The organism is Treponema pedis, assembly GCF_017161325.1.
Classification (GTDB): Bacteria; Spirochaetota; Spirochaetia; order Treponematales; family Treponemataceae; genus Treponema_B; species Treponema_B pedis.
In genome coordinates this window covers 773,085-797,240 of sequence record NZ_CP045670.1, presented here as the reverse complement: position 1 = coordinate 797,240, position 24,156 = coordinate 773,085, and the positions used below count along the sequence as shown (strand labels likewise).

General features: G+C 34.4%; 21 protein-coding genes. 15 read left to right on the top strand and 6 right to left on the bottom strand.

From position 1 onward, the window contains the following. Positions 1-15: 15 nt before the first annotated feature. Positions 16-1,458, top strand: a complete 1,443-nt coding sequence (locus tag DYQ05_RS03455; RefSeq protein WP_194076332.1) for a nicotinate phosphoribosyltransferase — start codon at positions 16-18, stop codon at positions 1,456-1,458. A gap of 55 nt (positions 1,459-1,513) precedes the next feature. Here the strand turns inward: DYQ05_RS03455 and DYQ05_RS03450 are convergent, their stop codons facing one another. Together DYQ05_RS03450 and hutI are read right to left on the bottom strand one after the other, a co-directional pair. Next, positions 1,514-2,431 carry a nucleotidyltransferase family protein gene (locus DYQ05_RS03450; protein WP_206183846.1) on the bottom strand — a complete coding sequence of 306 codons (918 nt, stop codon included), beginning with the start codon at positions 2,429-2,431 and terminating at the stop codon, positions 1,514-1,516. 101 nt (positions 2,432-2,532) lie between these two features. Beyond that, entirely contained in the window at positions 2,533-3,750 is a 1,218-nt protein-coding gene (gene hutI, locus DYQ05_RS03445; RefSeq protein WP_029409540.1) for an imidazolonepropionase, read from the bottom strand. 219 nt (positions 3,751-3,969) lie between these two features. On the opposite strand from hutI, the gene DYQ05_RS03440 reads away from it, so the two are divergent. Both DYQ05_RS03440 and DYQ05_RS03435 read left to right on the top strand, forming a co-directional pair. Continuing rightward, the gene (locus DYQ05_RS03440; RefSeq protein ID WP_206183845.1) at positions 3,970-6,399 is read left to right on the top strand and encodes a hypothetical protein; all 2,430 of its coding nucleotides are present in this window, start codon (positions 3,970-3,972) and stop codon (positions 6,397-6,399) included. A 17-nt stretch (positions 6,400-6,416) separates the two neighbouring features. Beyond that, on the top strand, positions 6,417-8,387 hold the full coding sequence (locus DYQ05_RS03435; RefSeq protein WP_206183844.1) for an alpha/beta hydrolase family protein: 1,971 nt from the start codon (positions 6,417-6,419) through the stop codon (positions 8,385-8,387). A gap of 78 nt (positions 8,388-8,465) precedes the next feature. On the opposite strand, the gene DYQ05_RS03430 is transcribed toward DYQ05_RS03435, so the two are convergent. Further along, positions 8,466-8,894, bottom strand: coding sequence for a hypothetical protein (locus DYQ05_RS03430; RefSeq protein WP_206183843.1), 429 nt, complete (start codon positions 8,892-8,894; stop codon positions 8,466-8,468). A 522-nt stretch (positions 8,895-9,416) separates the two neighbouring features. Here DYQ05_RS03430 and DYQ05_RS03425 point away from each other — a divergent pair. Genes DYQ05_RS03425 through DYQ05_RS03410 form a run of 4 tightly spaced genes read left to right on the top strand, consistent with a single transcriptional unit; the run spans position 9,417 to position 12,501 of the window. Next, the gene (locus DYQ05_RS03425; protein ID WP_206183842.1) at positions 9,417-9,563 is read left to right on the top strand and encodes a hypothetical protein; all 147 of its coding nucleotides are present in this window, start codon (positions 9,417-9,419) and stop codon (positions 9,561-9,563) included. Positions 9,564-9,620: 57 nt separating this feature from the next. Next, positions 9,621-9,725: a helix-turn-helix domain-containing protein gene (locus tag DYQ05_RS03420; RefSeq protein ID WP_243442789.1), complete on the top strand. Its 105-nt coding sequence runs from the start codon at positions 9,621-9,623 to the stop codon at positions 9,723-9,725. After that, positions 9,712-10,776 carry an SIR2 family protein gene (locus tag DYQ05_RS03415; RefSeq protein ID WP_024465212.1) on the top strand — a complete coding sequence of 355 codons (1,065 nt, stop codon included), beginning with the start codon at positions 9,712-9,714 and terminating at the stop codon, positions 10,774-10,776. The genes DYQ05_RS03420 and DYQ05_RS03415 overlap by 14 nt, the downstream gene beginning before the upstream one ends. Positions 10,777-10,785: 9 nt before the next feature. Next, the gene (locus DYQ05_RS03410; protein ID WP_020964517.1) at positions 10,786-12,501 is read left to right on the top strand and encodes an ATP-binding protein; all 1,716 of its coding nucleotides are present in this window, start codon (positions 10,786-10,788) and stop codon (positions 12,499-12,501) included. Between the two features lie 273 nt (positions 12,502-12,774). On the opposite strand, the gene DYQ05_RS14595 is transcribed toward DYQ05_RS03410, so the two are convergent. Then, complete coding sequence (locus DYQ05_RS14595; protein WP_020964516.1) at positions 12,775-13,245, bottom strand: hypothetical protein; 471 nt, start codon at positions 13,243-13,245, stop codon at positions 12,775-12,777. A 199-nt stretch (positions 13,246-13,444) separates the two neighbouring features. Between DYQ05_RS14595 and DYQ05_RS14450 the strand changes: the two genes are divergently transcribed. Further along, positions 13,445-13,612, top strand: a complete 168-nt coding sequence (locus DYQ05_RS14450; protein ID WP_206184091.1) for a DUF1648 domain-containing protein — start codon at positions 13,445-13,447, stop codon at positions 13,610-13,612. An 826-nt stretch (positions 13,613-14,438) separates the two neighbouring features. Next, entirely contained in the window at positions 14,439-15,116 is a 678-nt protein-coding gene (locus tag DYQ05_RS03395) for a metallophosphoesterase (RefSeq protein WP_206183841.1), read from the top strand. Positions 15,117-15,182: 66 nt separating this feature from the next. Here the strand turns inward: DYQ05_RS03395 and DYQ05_RS03390 are convergent, their stop codons facing one another. Then, entirely contained in the window at positions 15,183-15,806 is a 624-nt protein-coding gene (locus DYQ05_RS03390) for a diacylglycerol/polyprenol kinase family protein (protein WP_024469951.1), read from the bottom strand. A 6-nt stretch (positions 15,807-15,812) separates the two neighbouring features. Continuing rightward, complete coding sequence (gene mgtE / locus DYQ05_RS03385) at positions 15,813-17,171, bottom strand: magnesium transporter (protein ID WP_024469950.1); 1,359 nt, start codon at positions 17,169-17,171, stop codon at positions 15,813-15,815. 550 nt (positions 17,172-17,721) lie between these two features. Between mgtE and DYQ05_RS03380 the strand changes: the two genes are divergently transcribed. The 6 genes from DYQ05_RS03380 to DYQ05_RS03355 all read left to right on the top strand — a co-directional run bounded on the left by DYQ05_RS03380 (position 17,722) and on the right by DYQ05_RS03355 (position 24,061). Continuing rightward, positions 17,722-19,020, top strand: a complete 1,299-nt coding sequence (locus DYQ05_RS03380; protein ID WP_020964511.1) for a radical SAM/SPASM domain-containing protein — start codon at positions 17,722-17,724, stop codon at positions 19,018-19,020. Continuing rightward, a complete protein-coding gene (locus DYQ05_RS03375; RefSeq protein ID WP_024465899.1) occupies positions 18,995-20,623 on the top strand; it encodes an ATP-binding cassette domain-containing protein in 1,629 nt (542 codons plus the stop codon). The genes DYQ05_RS03380 and DYQ05_RS03375 overlap by 26 nt, the downstream gene beginning before the upstream one ends. Positions 20,624-20,972: 349 nt before the next feature. Beyond that, positions 20,973-21,518, top strand: coding sequence for an isoprenylcysteine carboxyl methyltransferase family protein (locus tag DYQ05_RS03370; RefSeq protein WP_206183840.1), 546 nt, complete (start codon positions 20,973-20,975; stop codon positions 21,516-21,518). 101 nt (positions 21,519-21,619) lie between these two features. Continuing rightward, entirely contained in the window at positions 21,620-22,012 is a 393-nt protein-coding gene (locus DYQ05_RS03365) for an ankyrin repeat domain-containing protein (RefSeq protein WP_024469122.1), read from the top strand. A gap of 281 nt (positions 22,013-22,293) precedes the next feature. After that, positions 22,294-22,827, top strand: a complete 534-nt coding sequence (locus DYQ05_RS03360; RefSeq protein WP_206183839.1) for a DUF2271 domain-containing protein — start codon at positions 22,294-22,296, stop codon at positions 22,825-22,827. Between the two features lie 427 nt (positions 22,828-23,254). After that, the gene (locus DYQ05_RS03355) at positions 23,255-24,061 is read left to right on the top strand and encodes a class I SAM-dependent methyltransferase (RefSeq protein WP_206183838.1); all 807 of its coding nucleotides are present in this window, start codon (positions 23,255-23,257) and stop codon (positions 24,059-24,061) included. Positions 24,062-24,156: the final 95 nt, after the last annotated feature.

Sequence of the window (24,156 nt, the reverse complement as noted above, 5' to 3'; positions counted from 1 at the left end):
ATAAGGCGGATAAATATGACGGATAATGCTTTATTTTCGGATTTTTATGAGCTTACAATGGCTCAAGGGTTTTGGAAAAAAGGAAACGATACGGATACCGTTTTTGAAATGTTTTTTAGAAGCAATCCGTTTAAGGGCGGGTATTCCGTTTTTGCCGGACTTGAACCTCTTTTGGAGGCAATTAAAAATTTTCACTTTGAAAAAGAAGATATTGATTGGATTTCGGCACAAGGAATTTTTGAAAAAGATTTTTTAGATTATCTTGCCGATTTTAAATTTAACGGAAACCTTTGGGCAATAAAAGAAGGCAGTTTAATTTTTCCGAATGAACCTTTAATACGTGTTGAGGCAAATGCTATAGAAGCCCTTCTTTTGGAAGGTTTGATTTTAAATACGATTAATTTTCAAAGTTTAATTGCGACGAAAACCGCCCGTATTTGGCTTGCGTCAAAAAAGGGTAAGATTATGGAATTCGGATTACGCAGGGCTCAAGGCGTCAACGGGGCTATGAGTGCAAGCAGGGCCGCCTATATAGGCGGAGCCTTCGGCACAAGTAATTCTCTTGCCGCAAAACAGTTGGGAATCCCCGCCCTCGGAACAATGGCTCATTCATGGATTATGTCTTTTAAAAGCGAGGAAGAAGCCTTTAACTATTATGCCGATATTTATCCCGATAATTCCATATTTTTAATTGATACTTACGACACTCTCCGTTCGGGAGTTATAAATGCAATTAAGGCGGGTAAAAGGCTTCAAGATAAAGGAAAAAATTTCGGAGTGCGCCTTGATTCAGGGGATATTTATTACTTAAGTAAGGCTGTCCGTGAGCGGCTTGATAAGGCTGGCTGCCCCAATGCCTCCATTTCGGTTTCAAACGAGCTGACCGAAGAAATTGTAGAGTCGCTTGTTCAAAACAATGCCCCTATAAATTTATGGGGTGTAGGAACGCATATGGTTACCGGAGGAAACGAATCTTCTTTTACGGGAGTTTATAAACTTGCCGCGCATAAGCGTAAGAGCGAAAAAGAATGGATTCCCGTTATGAAATTTTCGGATAATCCCGCAAAAATGACAAATCCCGGAAGCAAACAAGTTTGGCGGCTTTATAATGCCGACGGTTCTTTTAAAGCCGATATTTTAACTCTTGCCGACGAAGAAATCAAGGAGGGACTTGAGCAGACTTTTTATCACCCGGCAAACGACTATCAAAATTTTACTTTTTCACCTGCAAGGGTTGAACCTCTTTTGGAAAAAAGAATTGAAAACGGAAAGGCTGTAGGCTCTTCGCCGTCATTAAAAGAAATAAAATTATATACCGAAATGCAGCTTGACGGTTTGGATTATACTTCAAAGCGTCTTTTAAATCCGCATATTTATAAGGTATCGTTAAGCGCAAAAATGCGTGCTTTAAAGCAGGACTTGGTAAAAAATAAGGCTGTGTTTAAGGATTGGTTTTAAGTTTGAGGAGAAAAATCCTCAAACTTAAAATCGAATTGAAATGCGGATTAAAAAATTACCGCCATAAAAATTCCGGATAGTACTTTTCTTTTATTTTTCCCGCAAGTTCTTTGCGTACAATTTCCCGGTCTTCAGGATATGTCATTCCGAACCAGCGTTCGGTTGTAGTGTAAACCTTTATTCTGCCCAAGCCTTTTTTTATCATTAAACCGGCAGCTTCCGGTAAAAGACATTCGGCTTTTTCGCTTTCGGCATATTTATGAATAAAATCCGCAAAATATCCGTCAAAAAAATCGAAAATTTTGGGTGTAAATCCGAAAAGATTCATAGAAACGGTTTCTCTGCCGGAAAGCTCTATTTCTTCTCCGTCAATTTCCGAAATGATTTTTTCTGCGGAGCCTTCTTTTTTATAAAAGATGTTTTTGTTTTCACTTATTCCGGAAAGATAGCCGTTTCCCACTACGCAAACTCCGCGCGAAACGGAGCCTGAGCGGCTTAAAGTTTTTTCTAAAATATATCCTACCATTGCATGTTCCGCCGAATCGTTTGTAAGAGTGGATAAATGGGTTGCTATTGTTTTATATGCGGCACGTCCGTAATAATCGTCGGCATTTATTACCGCAAAGGGTTCGTTTATTTTTTCTTTTGCGCATAAAACCGCATGAGCCGTACCCCACGTTTTTTTTCTGTTTACCGCACGGCTGAGCTGTTCTTCCGTTAAAAGGCTGTCCAAAGATTGAAATACATATTCCGCATTGCAATTTCGGGCGATTCTATTAAAAAACCTTTCCCGAAAATCGGCTTCGATATCTTTACGTATGATAAAGACGACTTTACCGAAACCGTTTGTTACGGCGTCATAAACCGCGTAGTCCAATAAGGTTTCATCGTGAATTCCTACGGCCGCAATTTGTTTAACGCCTCCGTAACGGCTTCCCATTCCCGCCGCTAAAACTAAAAGAGTAGGTTTCATAAGTACCTCCGAATTTTTAAACCGATATATTTTAACACATAACGTAAATAAATAAAAGCGGTAATCCGTTTTTATAAAAAGGGCAAAAAAGCATTACGGATTTATATTTCGCGATTGCAGATAACCTGTTTTCCCTTTTTCCAAACTTGGCAAACGGAATTTACTCCGAAGTGATAAATTAAGTAGTCTATGTTAGGGGCATCGAAGATAACAAAATCGGCTTGTTTTCCTTCTTCGATAGAGCCTATTGTTTTTTCGCGGCAAATTGCATAAGCCGCATTTAAGGTTACGCCTTTTAAGATTTGAGCAGGCGAAAGTTTCATTTTATAGCAAGCCATAGACATTGCGGTTTGTAAATTTTCCGTAGGGCTGCTTCCGGGATTATAGTCCGTTGCAATGGCGACACGAACGCCTTCTTCAATCATTTTTTTTGCCGGCGCATAAATAGGCGACATTAAAAAAAACGAGGTCGCAGGCAAGAGGACGGCAACCGTTCCGGATTTTGCAAGAGCCTTTATTCCGTTATCGGAAATTGCCATTAAATGTTCTGCGGAAACGGCATTCATTTTTGCGGCGAGTTCGGCCCCGTTAAACGGGACAATTTCGTCCGCATGAAGTTTAAGTTTAAACCCTAAGTCTGCGGCGGCTTTCATTATTCTTTCGGTTTCTTCAACCGAAAAAATTTTATCTTCGCAAAAAGCATCCGAAAATTCGGCAAGGTTACGCTTTTTAACTTCGGGCATAACCTCCTTTATCATAAAATTTATATAGCCTTTTTTATCCGCAGAAAATTCGGGCGGTGTCGAATGCGCGCCCATATATGTGGAAACAAGTTCGATAGGCTGCATTTTATTAAGCTCCCGGTTTATTTCGAGGCATTTAATTTCGGTTTCCATATCAAGGCCGTAACCGCTTTTTGATTCAACGGTAGTTGTTCCGCAGCGGAGCATTGTATTTAAACTTTTTAGGGCTTTTTTTGTTAATTCGTCTTTTGAGGCTTGGCGGGTAGCGCGTACCGTGCTTAAAATACCGCCGCCGCTTTGATGAATTTCTATGTAAGATTTTCCTGCGAGTTTCATTGCAAGTTCGTTTTCGCGGGAGCCGCCGTGTACGAGGTGGGTATGAGCGTCTACAAAGCCGGGTGTTATCGTTTTTCCGCGTGCATCTATAATTTTTTCCGCCGCCTTTTGAATGTGCTGCGGGGCTTCGCCTTTTTCCACGGTTTGAATTATACCGTTTTCTACAACTATGTATCCTGCAAAAGAATTATTGCAATTTTCTTCAGCCGTAAAAATACTATCGCTTAAAAATAAATTCATAGAAATTCCGCCTTATTTTATATAATTATAATTTTAAGTTTACTTTTTAAAAGGATATGTGTCAATACTGTTTAAGAAACCGTACCCCGGGCTTATCGAGAGCGATGCCCTTAGTTTTTAATACCTTGTTATTTTTATTTTTTTATAATATACTGTAGGCTATAAGGGTTTATACCATAGTTAAAATGTAATATTTTAAAAATTAGGCGGTATGTTGTTATGAAAAAAATCTTGTGTTTTGCATTGTTATTTACACTTCTGTTTACTTCCTGTAAACTTTTAATGCAGGAAGATTACGGAACTGTTATTATAGACCTTGAAGGAAAAGGGGAAAGAGCTGTAGGAGCCAACGGCTTACCGGAGCTTTCAAGCGCTTCTATGAAGATTGAAATTATAGATTCGAGAGGCGGTTCCATTGTAAAATACTTGGAAGAAAATGAAGCTAAGGTCTTTCAGGGAAATTTTATTGTGGGGAGCGAACTTACCGTAAGGGTAAGTCTTTTTACGGGTTCCGCAGTTTGGGCCGGTAATGCCGGCTTGACCGTAGCCGAAGGCAATAATACGGTAAATTTAAAGCTGAGTAAAAATGCCGTTTTTTTTAAACCCTTCGGGTTTTCGGTAATAAAGAAGGGCTCTTCCGCAACTTATGATATTACTATGCCTGAAGGTACAATTAAAATTACCGGAGCTTCCTACTTTTCTACCGATAATCCCGAATTTTGCCGCGACGGAAAAGCCCGTCTGTACGTAGCTTATAAAACTTCCTCCGCACCCGTCAATTGGAAATTGGAGCGTTATAACAGCGACGGAAGCGGCAAAAAGGAAATAACATTACCTTCAGTATTATCTACAAACTATACGGTAAAATTAGCTTACGATATAAAAACAGGAAAAACGTATTTATATTGTACGGACGGCAGCAGCAATAAATTTTACCCAATCGGTGAAGATACCGTGCTATCCGAGATAAATGGCGGCACCTTACAAGGCGCATATATAGCGGTATATAACGGTTATTTATTTACGGTTAAAACAAATGAACTTTATATGTATAAAATAAACGGTTCCTCGCTTTCATCTGTAGGCAGTCAAAAATCTTTACCCGGTGTCAAGGTTGCAGGAAGCGATAAATCTGTACATTGCAGAGATGTTTTTATAAAAGATAATAAAATTTATATTCTTTTTACATTATCCAGTATCACCGGTTCTCCTTATTACTCCTTAGGCGGCATTATAGAATATGCTTATACGGAAGAAGGTATAGAAGATAGGCCGCCGAATCAATACGGCTTTACCGACGGTTTAGCTCCGGAGAACAACATAATTCATACACCTGAAAACGATTTTTACGGAGCGGTACAAGTTTTGGGCTTTGAAGACGATAATATTTACATAGCCGATGAGGGCTTTAATAATTTTAATACAAGCCCTCCTCCGATAACATATTCCCATGTAAACCGTTTGGCGGTTTTTAATACCGTAACCGGAAACCTTAGCTTTAAAAGTACCGATTATAAGTGGTTTTTAGAAGCCGCAGCTCAAGCTCCTGTCCCGGGCGGTAAGGTGCTTTTATTGGCAAAAAATACGGATACCGATAAGGGCTTTGTTTATTATCAAAAGAATGAGGGAGAGTATAACGGGTTATCGGAGCAAGCTTTAATAAAATATGAAAATGTAAACGGTGAAAATAGAAAGCCTACCGATGTATTTTGCTATTATCAAGATGGGGATTATGAACATTTTTATCTTCTTTGGGAATATAAAAAAAACGGTAATACTAAATTCGCAATAAAAAAGTATATTCGTAATACCAATGGCTCATATCCTGAGAATATGAGCTTTGTCGTAACTGAGAATTTACCTGATTATAATAATTATAACCTTTCAGTTATGCCTAGTGCAATTGCCGTTTGTAAAGACAATTTAACAACATATTTATATTATACATACAAACAAATAAATACAACGTACATTAAGCGGATAAACTGTTATGATAGTGGTGCATCAGACCCATACACCGTTAAGATTGATGATAGCGGAGGTTCAAAATCTTTTTGTACCGCTTTGGCTGCAAATAAGGACGGTGTTTTTGCCGCTATAAAATCGGTTGATAATGAAAATACACCTACTACTTACAATGCCGATATACGTAAATATAAACATACCGGTATCTCCGACGGAGAAAGAAATTATATTTCCGAGAATATACCTTCTTTACCCGTTGATGATTTTTGGTTAGCAGAAATAAGTGACATGCAAGTAAAAAACGATATTTTATACGGTGTAAGCGTAAAAAAAACAGGAAAATTAAATAATAGCGGCACTACAAGAGTTTTTACATCAGGTAAACTGTTTAAAATAGAAAATTTATCTTCCGCTTTTAATTCTTCAACTACAATAATAGATTTATGGAACGGGGGTACGGAAACCGAAGGCTTTGCTCCGTACCGCATTATTTCAGGCTCGGAAAATAAACTTATAATTGCTTCGGACGGATATTACGGTAATAAAAATCCTTCTCCGAAAGTACAAAACAAAAATAAGGTATTAAATTTTTCTTATCCTTATAACACCCTCGATGTTAAGGATACTGAGGCAAAGTTCTCGAAAGAACTTGATTTTGACGGCAGTCAATTTAAATGGAAATAAAATTATAGGAGTTTTTAATGAAACAAATTAAATTGGACGACTTTAAAAATTATCAATTTTTAAGCGGATTACAATTTTCCGACGACGGAAAATATGCGGCATATATTTGTGCCGAAGCGGATTTAGAAGAAAACGGTTACAACAAGACTTTGTTTCTTTTAAATATGCAGACAAAAAAAACAAAGCAAGTAACGGGTAAAGATGTTGAAGCCTTTTTCGGCTTTAACGGAAACGAGCTTTTATTTTCTGCAAGGCGTACTAAAAAAGAAAAAGAGGAAAAAGAAAAAACCTTCGTTTATTCTCTTCCCGTTGACGGCGGCGAAGCTAAAGCGGTTTATACCTTTCCTTTTCCGGTTTTAAAGATAAAAATGACGGATAAAAAATCGGCATTGGTTTTACATGCTTGGAAAAACGACCCCTTTGCAAAACTTCCGAAAGAAAAACGGGAGGCGGCAAAAAAAGACGAAGCCGATTACGAAACTTTTGAGGAAATTCCTTTTTGGAGAAACGGCGGGGGTTTTACTTCAAGGAAAAGAAACCGTTTATTTTTTTATAATCTTTCTACAATGAAAGGCGTTCCGCTGACCGATGAGTTTACCGAAACGGAGAGCTTCGATTTTAATAAAGCGGAACGGCAAATTATTTTTATAAAAACAACTTATACCGATAAAAAATCGATATACAATGAACTCGTATTGATGAATTTAAAAACCGAAAAAACAAAACAATTAAACGCTTCACAAAGTTTTATGTATGCGGACGCAAGGTTTTTAGACGATAAGATTATTTTTACCGGTGCGGACGGAAAAAAATACGGCATAAACCAAGATGCCGATATTTATATTGCGGATAAAACCGGCGGCATAAAAAAGATTTCGCCTAAAGATTTCGATAAAAGCCTTTGGAATTCGGTAGGCTCCGATTCCAGATTGGGCGGCGGGGCCAATTCGGTTTGCAAAAACGGAAAATACTATTTTATTACCACCGAAGACGATTCTTCATATATTAACACAATAAATGAAACCGGCGAAATACAAAAACTTATTACCGAAAAGGGCTCCGTAGATTGCTTTGCCGTACACGAAAATAAAATTCTTTTTATCGGCTTTAGAAAACAGGACTTACAGGAAGTGTACTTATTTGAAAACGGGAAAGAAGAGTGTCTTACGCAACATAATTCTTACGGAAAAAAATTGAATAAGATTACTCCAGAAGAATTTACTTTTAAAAGCAACGGAAGCGCCTTGCACGGTTTTGTGCTGAAGCCTTTAAATTTTAAAACGGGAAAAAAATACCCCGCTATTCTTTCGATTCACGGCGGGCCTAAAACCGTATACGGTTCAATATTTTATCACGAAATGCAATTTTTGGCTCAACAAGGCTATTTTATTTTTTATACAAACCCGCACGGTGCGGACGGAATGGGAAGAGAATTTGCCGATATACGCGGAAAATACGGTACGACGGATTATGAAGATTTAATGAATTTTACAGATGAAGTTTTAAAGCGGTATAAGGAAATAGATAAGGCGAGGGTAGGCGTTATGGGCGGCTCTTACGGGGGCTTTATGACAAACTGGGTGATAGGGCATACAAACAGATTTGCCGCAGCCTGTTCCCAGCGTTCAATTTCAAATTGGGTTTCAAAATTCGGAATTACCGATATAGGCTATTATTTTAATTCGGACCAAAACGGAAATGCAACGCCTTGGAACGGACAGGAAAAGCTTTGGAACCACAGTCCCTTAAAATATGCCGATAAATGTAAAACTCCAACGCTTTTTATTCAAGCCGATGAAGATTACCGATGTTTTGAAGCGTGCGCATTTCAAATGTTTACCGCATTAAAATATCACGGCTGCGAAGCAAAACTGGTTTTGTTCCACGGCGAAAATCACGATTTATCCCGCACGGGAAAACCTAAGCATAGAATACGCAGACTTACGGAAATATTTAACTGGTTTGAAAAATATTTAAAAAAAGCGTAAATTATCATGATTTAAGCGGAGTCTTTTAATTAAGACCCCGCTTTTAATTGTCTCAGCTTGTACAGTAAAACCTTACTCTTATATTTCTGCGTCGACGCCGCTGTTAATAAATTTGTACATCTTCCAATTTTTTGCCTTGGCGTTATTAAAGGCAGCTTGTAAGGCGGGGGATAAAGTAAAATCGGTACAATTACCTTCCGTAGGGTCAGCTTCCCGATAAAGATAACAGGTGCCTTTGTTATTCGAAGGGCGGGAAGGTAAATCGGTAAAAAGTAGTATAAAGGCTTCCTCATTCAGCTTATTATTGTAGCAGCTCAGCCACTCTAAAGCCGTACAGTCCTGTACGTTAAGTGAGGTAATCTTATTGTTGTGGCAGCCCACCACCCTTAAAGCCGTTAAACCCTGCACGTTAAGTGAGTTAAGTTGATTGTTGCCGCAGTTCAACTCATTTAAAGCCGTTAAGCCCTGCACGTTAAGTGAGCTAAGTTGATTGTCGTTGCAGTTCAACTCATTTAAAGCCGTTAAGCCCTGTACATTAAGTGAGGTAAGTTGATTGTCGCTGCAATATAGCTTAGTAATTTTTACTCCCCTTTTTTTCTGCTTTTTATGAAAAATTAGATTGGATATCTTCCTTTAGTGATTTGGTCTATGTTGATTCGGAAGATTTCAGAGCAGCACTTGGATTTAATATTGATGATGAAGGTAACTTCTACGATTCTCTTAGCAAAGATATGGATAATGACGGTATTCCCGACAGGTATGATAATGACTTCAAGTATAGCGACTATTTTGAGTCAACATACGATGTGGAGAATAATTTGCATACCAAAGAGGAAACCTCACAGAAATTTGAGTAAAGAGAGTATCTTTATTCAAAGAATATTTTATGGTATAATAAATAAAATTTTTTAATGGAGGATATTGAATTTTAACAAAAGATTTAATGGGAGATATTTTTTATTCTGATACATCTAAAGGAACAAAATTGCTACTATTCGTTGATATGCAGAATTAGTAGAGAGGAAAATTTTGGATATTGACCCAAGTAAAAAGATGACGATTGGTGCGAACGAAATATCTGAAAAAATTGATGCTCTCAATAATAGTGAATTTTTAAAAGAAGCATTAGAAATATTAGACAAGATAGTAATAAATTTACTCATATTGGGTATTTAGAAGAGGTTACATCTGATGATGGAAAAGGCAAAAATAAGTAAAAGCACATTTTACAAAATGAAGAATGGACAGAATATAAGGACGGATGTTTTACTTAGAATTTGTAATGCTTTGGATTGCTATATTGAAGAAATTATGGAGTGTAGTGATGAATATAGATAGTGAAGAATTTGAGCCAATATTTATGAACATTAAGGGACGATACCTATCAGGTGTAAATTTCCCTAAATTGATAGTTGGAACAGGGCTTTCTATTGCAATGAATATTCCGGGAATGTCAAAATTGGCTGAAAAATTAGAGGAATCTTTTGAAAGTATCGGTGATTTAGAGTTACAAAAGCAGTGGAACAAATATAAAGGGAAGATTAATGATGAAGGATTAGAAGCAGCCCTATTAGATGTTTCAATAAGCGAAGAATCGTTTGTAGAAACAATTCGAGAGATAACGAGTGAATTTATTTTAGATGAAGAATATAATCAGCATTTTAATATATTAAATAAAATTTCCGGATTTGAAAAATTGCTAAAGTACCTATTAGGAACTGTAAGTGTAAATAATCAAGTAATCGATATAATGACTCCTAACTATGACAGAATCATAGAACTAATTTGCGATAAATTAAAATTATCAACTACATCAGGGTTTTCGGGGAATATGTATCAATATTTTAATGAAAATATACTAAAGCAACCTTATGACTTTTTTTCTAAGAATGTTCCTTTAGTGAGACTGTTTAAACCACATGGATCTGTAAATTGGATAAAAAAGAATGGTAAGGAATATCAGATTAATGATTATAAGCTACTAAAAGACGACAAGCAGTATATAGATATTATTACACCAGGCAGTATGAAATATAAGTCAGGAATGATTAATAGTATTTTCAGATGTCATAGAGAAATTTTTAATGAATTGATAACAGATTCTAAGAAGAGTTTTTCTATATTTATTTATGGATATGGATTCAATGATCAGCATTTTAATACAGTATTCGAGGACACTCAAAAGGATGTGGTGGTCTTGACAAGAACGATTAAAAAATCATTTTTGGACAGAGCAATGAAAAATGAAAATTGGACTTTATTTTATAAATATGAAGATAAAGAAGAAAGTACAGAAGAAGGAAGTTATATGGTATATAAAGGGAAAAAGTATAATATAAATAAGGAATTATGGGATATAAATGTGTTTTCGGAAACTTTTTTAGGATAGGAGGAAATTATGGAAGATATTCAAAATTATTTAAATCAAGAAGTTGGTGTGGTTCAAAATGTTGATACCAAGAAAGTATCTGTATCAGTAGATAAGGAAGAAATTTTAAATAGGCTAAAAATAAATGATATAGTTGTTTTATCTGGAAATAATGCAGATGAAAAACTAATTGGAATAGTAACTAGAGTAAGCAAAAAAAGAATTGATATTGATGACGAAGAAATTGAAGAACAAGAGTATTCATATAACTTTTGCAATATAACTTTAGTAGGTACATTTTATAAAAAATTGTCTTCAACTAAGCAAAATATTTTTAAAAGAGCGGTGAACACTTATCCTGAAATCAATAGCAAAGTCTATTTAGCAGATGGCAAAGCACTCTCTATTATTATGAACTCTCTTGAAAATGAGATATCTTCAGAAAAAAGATTAATCATTGGCAAATATGCAAGTAATAAAACTGTAGAAGCTATTTTGGATGGAAATAGATTTTTTCAAAGACATGCCACAATAGTAGGAAGTACTGGAAGTGGAAAATCTTTTACTGTAGCAAATATTCTTGAAAAAGCAAATGAGTTGGAGCACGCTAATTTAATTGTTTTTGATTTGCATGGTGAATACAATGAATTGAGCTATGCTGAACAGATAAAAATCAGTGACTCTGATAGTGGGTTACATATTCCTTTGTGGTTTTTTAATTATGAGGAAATTCATTCTTTATTTATTGAATCTTCGGAAGGGACATCTACAAATCAAAGGGCAGCAGTAATTAAATATATTTTAGAGCATAAGAAAAGGTATATTGAAGAAAATATGACCGAATTTTCATCTGAAATAATTACAGCAGACACTCCGATTCCTTTTTCTGCAAAAGGGTTGAAGGAATATTTGGAAGTTGAAAATATTAAAGAAGATACAACGGGTGAAGTATATAAAACAGGAGATAAAAAAGGACAAGAAAAGACGAAACAAGGTCAATACTATGGGAAATTAACAAACCTTATTACGAGACTTCAGACAAAAATAGATGATAAAAAATATGGGTTTGTATTTAATGAAGATAACACTGTAATAGCTGAATATCTGAAAGAATTTGTTGATAAAATAATGGGACTAGATAAAAAGATAAAAGTAATAGATTTATCAGAAGTTCCATCAGATATGTTACCTATAATAATAGGTATTGTTACAAGACTGGTATACGAAGTCCAATTTTGGATGTCACCTAAAATGGATGAGACTCGGCATCCTATAGCATTTATTTGCGATGAAGCACACTTATATATGCCAAGAGATACAACGAAATTGAAAGCGGTTGAGAACAAATCACTGGAGATATTTGAAAAAATATCTAAAGAGGGAAGAAAATATGGTGTTTCATTGGTGATTGTTTCTCAAAGACCTGCGGAATTAAATTCCACTATAATATCTCAATGCAATAATATTATAAGTTTAAAGATTACAAATGATAGAGATAAATCGGCAGTAGCAACAATGTTAACTGATTCATTGGTAGGCTTGGTTGAAACATTACCTAATCTTGATGTTGGAGAATGTATTGTTATTGGGGATTCGATTAAGTTACCTACTAAAATTATTTTAGATAAACCTAAAGAAGAACCTAAAAGTTCAACTATTGATTTCTGGGATAGATGGATAGATGGGAAAGGCACAGTTTTCAATATTGATGAAGCAATTAAGTGCATGATCAAACAAACAAGGTAAGAGGAGAATATAGAAAACTATCTCTCCATCTCCTTGCCCATGTATATTTCGTAATTTTTTCGTATCTTATAAAGCTCGTCCATTGTGGCTTTTGAGGAAGAATATTCTTGCATGAGGGTATTCTTTTTTTCTTGCAGATTATCAAGTTTATCTAAAATATCACTTGGATTTGGCAGCTTGGAATAGGATTTTTTAAGCTCTGAAAGGGCATTTTCATAGAGGGTAATCTGAACTTTGTACTCGTCAAAAAATCCCTTTTCAGACGGATTCGCCTTATATTCCTTGTAGCACTCCCTGTATTTTTAACGGTATGAACTTGTTCCATAGTGGCATAAAGCTCCTGCATCTCCTTATCAATAGCTCTGATTTTATCTTGCAGATGTTGTCTTTCATCAGCCGCTTTTTGAATATACTCGTCAAGCTGTTTAACAGATTTAATATCATGCTCTCTGATATAAATACAGACTCAGCCATTGTATTAAGGTTATGTTTCGTTGCCCAGAATTTATAACTTTTGCTCTCTTTCACTTTGGTATTGGTATTCATATCAATGATATTTCCAATGCGTTTTTTGACATCAGGAGTCTTGATAAACTCTCTTTCTGCAATTCGTTCTTTTAATCTTTCTTCAGTATAATCATCTCCGATTATTTTATACCTTGTAAATCTCGCCTTATCTTTGTATCTAAATGCAATATACTTATCATTTATTGTGTCGGGGCTTATCGGAATAATTGCACTCATTACACCGATTTTTCTTAATTGGTTTTTAAATCTTCCGATAACACCTGTTTTACAGATAATATCAGTTACTTTACTTGTTATTTCAAGTGAAGTTTATATAAAAACAAGCAAGTTAAATTTTATTTAGTTCTGAGGAGGAAAATGGTATGAAAGATAGAATGTTAAAAGATATCTTGGTGTTTCTGGTAATGATGTTGTAATATTTATTATTTGCATATTTCTTCCGGAGAAAATTCCTGTTCATTTCAATGCAAAGGGAGTTGCAGATGTGTTTGCTAATAAATACTATCTTCTACTTGCTACAGTAATTACGTACTCTGCATATTGGAAATTCGTACGAGGAAGGAAAAATGAAAAGGATAAATAAAACTTGTTAAGTATTAGTATACAAGTTAAATTGCTAATTTATCATAAATATCATTCGGACATTTATATTCTATGATCGAATGAAACTCGATACTGTTATAATAAAGCTTAATATATTTAACGATAGTCTATTTTGTATCATCAAATCTCATATGCTGTATTGAGGGACTTTCATGCTTTATTGCTTTCTAAAAGCTCTCTATTAATTGATTGTCTGCGGTACTCCCGGTCGTGAAACGCTTTTATAAAACCAGACTTTTCAAACAGTTTCGCCGGCTTTTTCGAGGTAAACCGTGCTTCACCATCTGAATGATAATAAATATTTTTAGTAAGATGAGGGTGTCTTCCATAAGCTATTTTAAAAGTATCATAAACAATACTTTCCCTCATATGTAAGCTAATAGCTCAACTGTAACCAAAGAAGAAATAGAAAAGCTGTAAACCCGCTTAGCACCTTATCAATTACATAAAAAAGAGTAAACCGCAAAGTATTGAGTAAAGCTCAACTTCGCAAAGGTACATTAAAGAAATTACTTAGCAAGACACTCTTAAAAACTTTGAACTCTTAATGGTTAAAAAACCGCTTCGCAACCGGTGAAGCTCCTTTGCTCCGAATCCGCCTTAAAACTCCAAAGCTCCGGGAAATCTCTCGTAAAAGTACAAGCCTCAAAGTCCGGCCGTAAAAGGGCAGCGATTGCAAAGCGGCCGTAAAACGGTACCTCTTTTAATCTTTCAAATAAAAACTCACATCACATCTTGATAAAACTCTCTCCTAAATCGGGAGAAAACGGCTTGATTTTTTTATAAAACCGTGCAATACTTGTTTTATGACAAAGTTTTTAATTATTTCCGACGGACACGGCGATATCGAAAAATTACACGCTTTAAAACCCGTAGCGGAAAAAACGGACGCCGTAATTTTTGCAGGAGATTTTGCGGCTTTTCAAAAAATAGAAACCGGCAAACCTTTTTTGCGAGAACTTTTAAAGCTGCACAAACACATTGTTGCGGTTTTGGGAAATTGCGACCCGCCCGACTTCGAAGACGAATTAAAAAAAGCCGATATTTCAATTACAAATTCTTTAAAAGAATATAAGGGTTTTTATTTCACCGGTTCCGGCGGAGGCAGTAAATTTACCGGAACTACCCCTTATGAAAGAACGGACGAAGAACTCGTAAGCGATTTATCCGCCGTAAAGCACCTTGCCGAAGATGGCATAAAAAATCTGATTTTAGTTTGCCACAATCCTCCCTATGGCGGAAAAACCGATAAGGTAGCCCCCCTTATACATGTAGGCTCAAAAAGTATTACCCGTTTTATTAAAGTTTATAAACCCCTTCTTACCGTTTCCGGGCATATTCACGAGTCTTATGCAATAGACAAAATAGGAGAAACCGTGCTTATAAACCCCGGCGCTCTTATGGAAGGCCGTTATGCAGTAGCGAATATTTCTTTATCGAACGGAAAATTTAAGATACAAGCCGAATTAAAACGTTTGGAATAAAAGATATTTTAAGTGCCGATACGAGTTAAAATAGCCTTTTTTTAAATTATCGCCTTTTGTAAAACTCTACAAAAGAAAAAACACCGTTCCCGCACATACGAGAGGGATTAAAATATTATCCAAATTTTTTAAAGGCAAAGCTTCGGAAACGGCGGCAGCGCAGGCGGTAATAAAACTTACTCCGATATCCTTCGTAATAAAAAGAGAAGAAATAAAAACGGCTGAAAAGCAGGTAAGCGTGCCGGCAATTGTTTTATCCGAAGTAAAAGGTAAATGCGTTTTACCGAAAATTTTACCCGCAACGCTTGCAAGCCCGTCGCCTAATGCCAAAGCCGATATACCTGCCGCTGCGGGCTTATACGGAAATAAAACAAGAGTAAGAATAATCCCTATAGAAAGGGTTACGGGGCCTAAAACGAATTTACCCCTATCCCTATCTCTTGAAGCAAACCTCGTAACTGCGGAAACCAAAATAATCTTTTTTCCGTGTAAGCGTAAAATTTCAAAAACAATATATAAAACGGTTATTGCGGATAATCCTATAACGGTTTCGATAAAAAAGAATTTTGCAAATATAAGAACCGCTGCGGAAAAAACATGAATAATTTTACGGAAAACTTCTTTTAAAAGAAGCTCGGTATGTGCACTTTGAGAAAATTTGCTGTATCTAAACTTTTTTATGAAATTCATTATTCATTAAAACAAACTTGAGCAAAAAAAAGTTGCAATTTTAAAATAAACGATTAAGCTGACCGTGTCTACTACGGTAGTAATAAGAGGTCCCGCCATAATCGCAGGATCAAGTTTTAGTTTTTTTGCGGCAATAGGTAAAAGCCCGCCTGTAATTTTTGCAATCATAACCGTAACTACCAGTGTAACGCCTACGCTTAAAGCTATTAACGGATTTTTTCTTCCGAGAAAAACGGACTTAACAAAACTCACGCTTCCTAAAGCGGCCCCTACCATAAGGGCTATTCTGAATTCCTTCCAAAAAACTTTACGCCAATCTTTTAAATCGATTTCTCCCGTTGCAAGTCCGCGGATAATGAGCGTTGAAGATTGGCTTCCCGAATTTCCGCCCGTATCCATGAGCATGGGAATAAAAGCCGTAAGAATCGTCATAGATGCAAGAAGATGGGTGTATTGCTCGATGATTGTTCCCGTAAAAGATTCCGAAACCATAAGAAGTAAGAGCCAGCCTATCCTGTGCTTTGCAAGTTTAAAAATACTTGTTTGCAAATATGTTTCATCGTTAGGCTGCATAGCCGCCATACGCTGAAAGTCTTCTGTCGCTTCCTGTTCCATAACGTCCATAATATCGTCAACGGTGATAATACCTATAAGGCGGGTTTCGTTATCTACAACGGGAAGAGCTAAAAAGCCGTATTTTTTAAAAGTGTGGGCAACTTTTTCCTGATCATCGTGAGTATTTACGCAAATAAATTCTTTATTAAAAAGCCTGTCTATTTTTTCGGTTGAATCCGCAAGAACCAAATCCTTTAAAGAAATAAAGCCTTCAAGAATTCTGTTTTCGTCCGTAACGTAACAAGTATAAATCGTCTCGCTTTTTAAACCTACTTTTTTTATATAAGCCAAAGATTGTTCTACCGTCATTCCTTTTTTTAAGCCTACATATTCTGTAGTCATTAAACTTCCTGCCGAATCCTTAGGATATTTTAAAAGCTGGTTTATAAGAACGCGGCTTTCTCTGTCGGTGTTTTTTAAAATTTTTTTTACTACATTGGCGGGCATTTCTTCTACGATATCTACCATATCGTCAAGAAAAATTTCATCTAAAATGGGAACAAGTTCTTTATCCGTAGCGGCGGAAATAAAGCGTGTTTGCTGGTCTTTGGGCAATAGGGTAAAAACTTCCGCAGCCATAGTTTTAGGCAGCATTCTGAACATTAAAATCGCATTTTGAGCGGGAGCTTCTTCTAAAAATTCCGCTATATCCACCTCATTTAAATCAGCCAAGAGCCGCTGTACTTCTATGTAGCGTTTTTCCGTAAGTAAATATTCTATATGCTCGAATTTGTTCTTTTCTTGTTCCATATACAACCTCGTAAATGCGGGCTTAAGTATACCACATTTTAAAGAAAAAAAACAGGCGAAAGTTGTCTTTTACGTAAAATTAAGACTATAAATAAAAATTGACGCATAAAGCCGAATAAGTGCTAAGCTCTTTGTATGCCGCTTAACTTTTAAATTGTTTTACGGTGCTTGCAAACAACTTAAAAGAGAGACAGGTGGGGCTGTACCGGTATTGATTTTTTTAATCCGTCAGGGAAACCTTAGACCCCAGCCGTAAGCGGGTGCTTTAGGGCAGAGCGGTACCTAACCGGGCTACAAAAGGTATTGACATATATATATATATATATGCATAATGTATGGAATAATATTTATAAAGGAGGTATCTCTATGCTAAATTTATTTAGACAGCTCTTTATGAAAAAGCCTATGATCATATGCAAGCATAAGCGTTTCGGCGAAAATGCGGAGCAGGGATCTAACTGGATTTGCGGTTCAGGCAGCTGTTAGACTTAGAGCGGTCATATTTTATAATCGGTTATCAAATATGGCCGCAATTTAGTAGAGGCTATATATGTATAATATTAACAAGTATATTAGAGCAACTCAATATCTAAATAATCAAGGTAAAAATTGGAGGTTGTATAATTCGCAGGACGGTAATTTGTATTATATCAACAGTGCTTTGTATGATATTATTCGTTATATTAACAGACACAAAATAGAGTCCGCTTTTGATTTATCAACTTTGTTGTGTAGATATTTTAGTAATAACGATGAAGTTGTTTCTTTACAACAATTTTTGGTGTCTAATAATATTATATCTGAAGATAAAAACAAGATAACTAATCAAAATGTTTTACCTCCCTTTAAATTTAAATATCCTTTATCGAATTTAATGTTTGTTGTTACAAATGCGTGTAATCTGAAATGCATCCATTGTTATGGAGATTACGGCAATATGAATGCATATGAAATTTATTCAATTGATTATAATAAAATTGAAAAACTTTTACCGGATATTAATACATTACATACAAGTTCAGTATCATTTACTGGTGGAGAATTTTTTTTATATAAAGATTATCAAAGAATTTTTGAATTATTTATTTTGAACGGTTTTGAAGTTACCATTTTCACAAATGGTTTTTTAACAGATAAGATGGCGTCCTTTTTTGAAAAGAACAAAGATTTCGTATATAAATTAAAAATTAGTCTTGATGGAGATAAAGCAAAACATAATTTGATACGTCAAAAGGGAAATTCTTATCAAAATACTATGAAAACTATTTATGCCGCGGAAAAATATGAGAAAATAGATGTGTCTATTGCATCTACAGCGTTAAAACAAAATTTTTTAACTTTAAATAAAACAAGTAAAATGCTTAATTATCTTTTCCCAAATATTCAACATACTATTGATGTAGGATTTGATGCCGCCGGTTGTAAGAAAAATATTTTTTTTGACATTGATGAGCTTGATATTCTTTATAGTAAACTGCCTTCTGTGTTAAAAAAAAGAAATATGGTAAAAAATAAATATAGATGTGAGGGCGGTAGAAGTTTAGCCTGTATAGATTCCAATATGGACTTTAAAATATGTGTAATTGCAAATCATAAGGATTTTATATTTGGAAATCTAAACAATAATGAATTAGTTCAATTATGGAACTCTCCAAAAAAAACAATTCGTAAATTTAGAAAAGAGAAATCCGTATCAACAAATAAATGTAAACTTTGCAAATTAAATAAACTGTGTACAACTAAAGATTGTAGAGTTCTTGCATATCAATATACAGGAAGTTATACAAATCCTAATCCAATAACTTGTTTTGTTGAGGAAAAATATGAAAAAAACTCCGCTATTTTTTAAATATTGGTATGATGCTTGGAAAAATAATAGGCTGCTTATAAGTTGTATTTATTTTTTAACATTAATTTTAGCTATAATTGAAATAATGTTGCCCATGTTTTTTAAATTCTTTATAGATAAAGTAAAACAGGGAGTAGATTTTTTTTCGTTTGCCGGTTATTTTTGTATTTATGGATTATGTCTATTATTTAGCAATGTATTAAACACATCATGGTATCAATTATTGGATATGGCCGGAGGAAAAATTCTTTTATCAATTAGAGAAAATCTTTTTTACAGTATTGAAAATTTAACTTTAAAAGCAATTACAAAGATAGGACGGGAAAAACTAAAAAATATTTTATTCAATGATGTAATGCAAGTATTTTCAAGTTTAATAATGTATTCAATGCGGATCATTTCAAATTTCTTAATGCTGCTTGTATTTTTTATTGTAACAACAATTATAACTCCTCTTTTAGGTTTATGCCTTTTTATCATGTCTATACTCGGATTTTTTGTTTCTATTTTGCTTCGTAAAAAAATCAAATTATACTCCAGTATTGTTAATACAGAATTAAAAAAAACAAATGCCGTTACAAATTCTTTTATAGATTCGATTGAATTATTTAAAACAACTAATTTGGATTCATATATAAAAAATAAACATCATTCCACTATGAAAACTTTTATTTCGGCTGTGCGCAAAAGTGATTTTATTCAAGTATTCTTAAAAAATATTTTATCAAATATCAATATTATGTTTAACTTACTTACTCTTTGTTTAGTTCTTATAATAGAAAAAAATACGTCGCCGGGTACTCTTTTATTTTTATTTTTTGTTTCCAACATTATATTCTCATTTTGTACACAAACGGAACAATTGTTTTCAGTCGTTTATGCAGCTCTTCCTTCATTTGAGCATATAGATTCAATATTCCGGATTGAGCCTCAAATAATGGGAGATAAAAATTTAACAAAAATTGATACCGTAGCTTTTAAAGATGTTTCATTTTACTATGATGAAAACGAAAAAATATTTAATAAGATGAACGCTGTTTTTTCATGCGGTGAAAAAGTAAAAATTATAGGGAAAAACGGAAGCGGAAAGTCTACCTTTATAAAGTTACTTACATTATTAATTGAACCTTTAGACGGAGAGATAATGATAAACGGTGAGCCGATAAGTTGTTATCGGAAACAAGATTTTAAACAAAAAATATTATATATAAGTCAAGATGAATATATAATAAATGAATCGATATCCGATTATTTTAAAATTATGGAAACAAATCTTTCAGATACTGAGATCGAAAAAAACTTAAATGAATGGAAGTTTAATGGAGCCGATAAAAATATTTTAAATACAATGCTTAAAGATAATGCAAAAAATATTTCAGGAGGGCAGCGTAAAAAACTTCTTGCAATAAAGCTTTTTGCAAAATACAAGAAAGCTGATATTATTATAATAGACGAAATTGAAGCAGGTATGGATATTGAATGTTCCGAACTGTACCGCCAAAAGAGGAATTTACTTTTAGGGAACTGCGATGATAAAATTATTTTTGAAGTAAGTCATTCAAATAATGACGATAGTTTTTTTAATAAAACAATCGAGTTATAAAATTGATTTTAAAGATAGAGGGTTTAAAATCGGGAGGAGGCAATGAAAAATGGAGTGACATCATTTTTCATATAGACGGACTCTTTTACCGCTATCGCATATAGAGCTTTTTATACTGCACTTTTATTATAATTGTTCATAAACTTGCAACTGCAATGAGAGTGTTGGTCCGGAGAAAATAATATTTATTGATCATCAGATGTAATTTTTCACAATAATATTTTTTGGTTTAAGGTTTTATTTTATAACTTTGTTCATGCATAAGCTCTTGGTTGAAACCCGTATTATTGACACAAGCGATTATAATATGATACTGTGTTTACCATATTTTATAATATAAGGTTGAACTATGAATTACATCATACAAATTATTGTTGCAATTATCTTTATTATTCGGTTATTGTTTTTAAAAGTTTCAAAAACAAATGAGAAAAATATTCTCGCAAACGGCGGAAAGGAGTATGGGGCTGAAAATTCAAAACGGCTTACACTTTTACATATTCTTTTTTATGCCGCATGTCTTGCAGAATCGATTTTCAAAAAAGCTCAATTCGATATGTTGAGTATTATCGGCTGCTTCCTATTGGTTTTTTCCATATTTATGCTGTATACCGTAACCCGTTTGTTGGAAGGTATTTGGACGGTAAAATTGATGATTGCGGAGAATCATCAATATAATGACCATTGGCTTTTTAGGACGGTAAAACACCCGAATTATTTTTTAAATATTGCACCTGAATTAATCGGCTTGGCATTGCTTTGTCATGCGCTATATTCTGCAATTATTATTTTGCCGTTTTATGTATTTGTGCTTTACGTACGCATAAAAGAAGAAAACCGCCTTTTAAAAGAAGTGATTATTCCGAACGGTTCGCATAATACACACAATACATAAGCAAAAAAGACGTAAATAACTATCCGCTTTACGGAAAGAGCCGGAAGAATCGGTAAAGCGGATTACCGTTCAAGATTTTGTTATGAATTTTTAAAAATAAAATGAACATAGATGAATTTATAAAAGCGGCAAAAAAGAATAATATTGAATGCATAAAAACTTATTTGCAAAACGGCTTTGATATAAATGCGCAGGACAAAGACGGATTTACGGCTGTTATGGAAGCTGCCGAATTCGGATATGAGGATTTGTTTTGGTTCTTAATCGAACAGGGTGCGGACGTTTTAATAAAAGCCGATTATAACTTTTCGATAATTCATGCAGTCGGTTTGGGTGGAAATAAAAAAATGCTCGATTATGTTCTCTCTCAAGGTGCTTGCATAGATGAAAAAATTACCGGCGGAGAACAAGACGGTATGACATTAAAGGATTATATTCTTTTAGCTAAAAATACGGAATTATACGAGTATTTAAAAGTAACGAACATCTTTTAAAGACCTCAAGTGTCGGCATATTTAATTTATGACGTTTCTCTGCTTTGCTTACGGAATGACGGAAAATAAGAGTGAAATTGAAAGCGGGAATGAATTAAAAAACATTTTTGTATAAACGAACTTTATACAAAAATTTATTGGACGGCATTTGTTTTGTATCCTCTGTGTGCCAAACACCGAAGAGAAAGCCTTTTGGAAGAATTAGTAAAACTCTAACATTCCGCCGGCTTGCGGCTTTCTATTTATTGATATATACTAATCACAATAAAGTGAGGAATAATATGAAAAAAATACTATTAACCGTCTTAATTATTTTTACGGCGCTTTCCGCAAATATATTTGCAGAGGAGTTAAACAGTCGGGGAAAAACAATAAGCATTCATTTCGATTTTACCAGAAAATTCGGACTGGCAAGCAACCAATTTGCCGTGTGGGTAGAAAACCAAAAAGGAGTACTCGTAAAAAATCTATTTGTTACCGATTTTACGGCAGGGAAAGGATGGAAAAAAAGACCTGAAAGCCTTCCTTTATGGAGAAAAGCCGTAAAAAATATCGGCATAGACGGAATAAGCAGTGCAACTCCTAAATCCGGAAAGGTTGAATTGGAATGGGATATCAAAGATGAGGTCGGAGAATTCGTAGAAAAGGGAACCTATACAATATTTATTGAAGCAAATATAAAATGGGAAAATTCCGTGTTATTTACCTGCGAGATAAAAATAGATGATACGATAACAATCGGTGAAATTACGGAAAAAATATCGGGCAAAGATTATAACAAACAAACCCTGATAACTAATGTAGAGATAAAATAAATATTATTATGTCTGATACTGCGAAAGTTAAATTGAAATTTGAATATCAATAAAGTGAAAGGAGGTTTATTTTAATCAATGTAAATAGCATTGATTAAAAACACTAGCCCGAGTTTGCTTAAAAAAACTATTTTGCAAACTCGCATTATTGTATGCACTTTTGCAAGCTGCGCTTACAAAAGTGAGGAAATTCGACAGTCCTCAAAATCCGATGATTTTTGCGGTTGTCGAATTTATAGGGAGGTTTATTTTAATCGGCTTAAATAGCGCCGATTAAAAACACTGCGAGTTTGCTTAAAAGAACTATTTTGCAAACTCGCATTATTGTATGCCGTTTCTCAGCGTTGCTTACGAAACGGCGGAAAATAAACAATGCTCGAAAATCGATATTTTCTGTGCTTGTTTATTTTATAAGGAGGTTTATGATATGAGTACGGAAAATTTACTTAATGGTGTAGAGGACACCTTATACATTCCGCTTGCAGCAAGAATATATGCATCTGAAAAATTCCCCGAATTTTTTTATGATGAAAAAGCATTGTCGTTAAAACGGTATATACCGATAGATGATATAAAAAATAACACTACCGAATATTTTTATATGGCAAGTGTATGCAGACAGCAAACAATGGATAAAAAAATAATAAAGTTTCTTGAAACAAATGCTCAAAGCAATGTAGTGTTTTTAGGAGCCGGTTTGGAAACCGCTTATAATCGTATCAATAATACTACAGCCTGCTTTTATCAAATAGATTTACCTAATGTTATAAGCACCAGAAAAAGAGTATTGGGAAATGCGGATAATGAAAAATTGATTTCAGGAGATATGTTTACTCTTGATTGGATAAAAGAAATAGATACTTCATTGCCGACTATGATTGTTGTTGCAGGAGTATATCAGTACTTCAATGAAAATAAAATTATACAGATGATTAAGGAAATGAAGGCTTTAATTCTTACAGGCGAATTGGTATTTGATGCAACAAATTCCGCCGGATTAAAATTAGCTAATAAATATGTTAGAAAAACCGGTAACACCAATGCTCAAATGTATTTTAGTGTAGATAATCCGAAGGAATTTGCACATACTACCGATACAAACCTTATAGCTGTTGACGGATTTTTTGACGAAGCATTAAAACAGTGTGAAGGATTAAAATTAAAAACGCGAATGTATATGTATTTTGCCGACAAACTTCATAGAACATCGGTTATTCATTTAAAATTTAATTAGGTTTAAATAAATAGATGTTTTCAATTTTTGATGGAAAACTATAGAGATAAACGGTGTAAAAATTATCCGCTAACGCGGGGTGCAGCCGGGTTTGA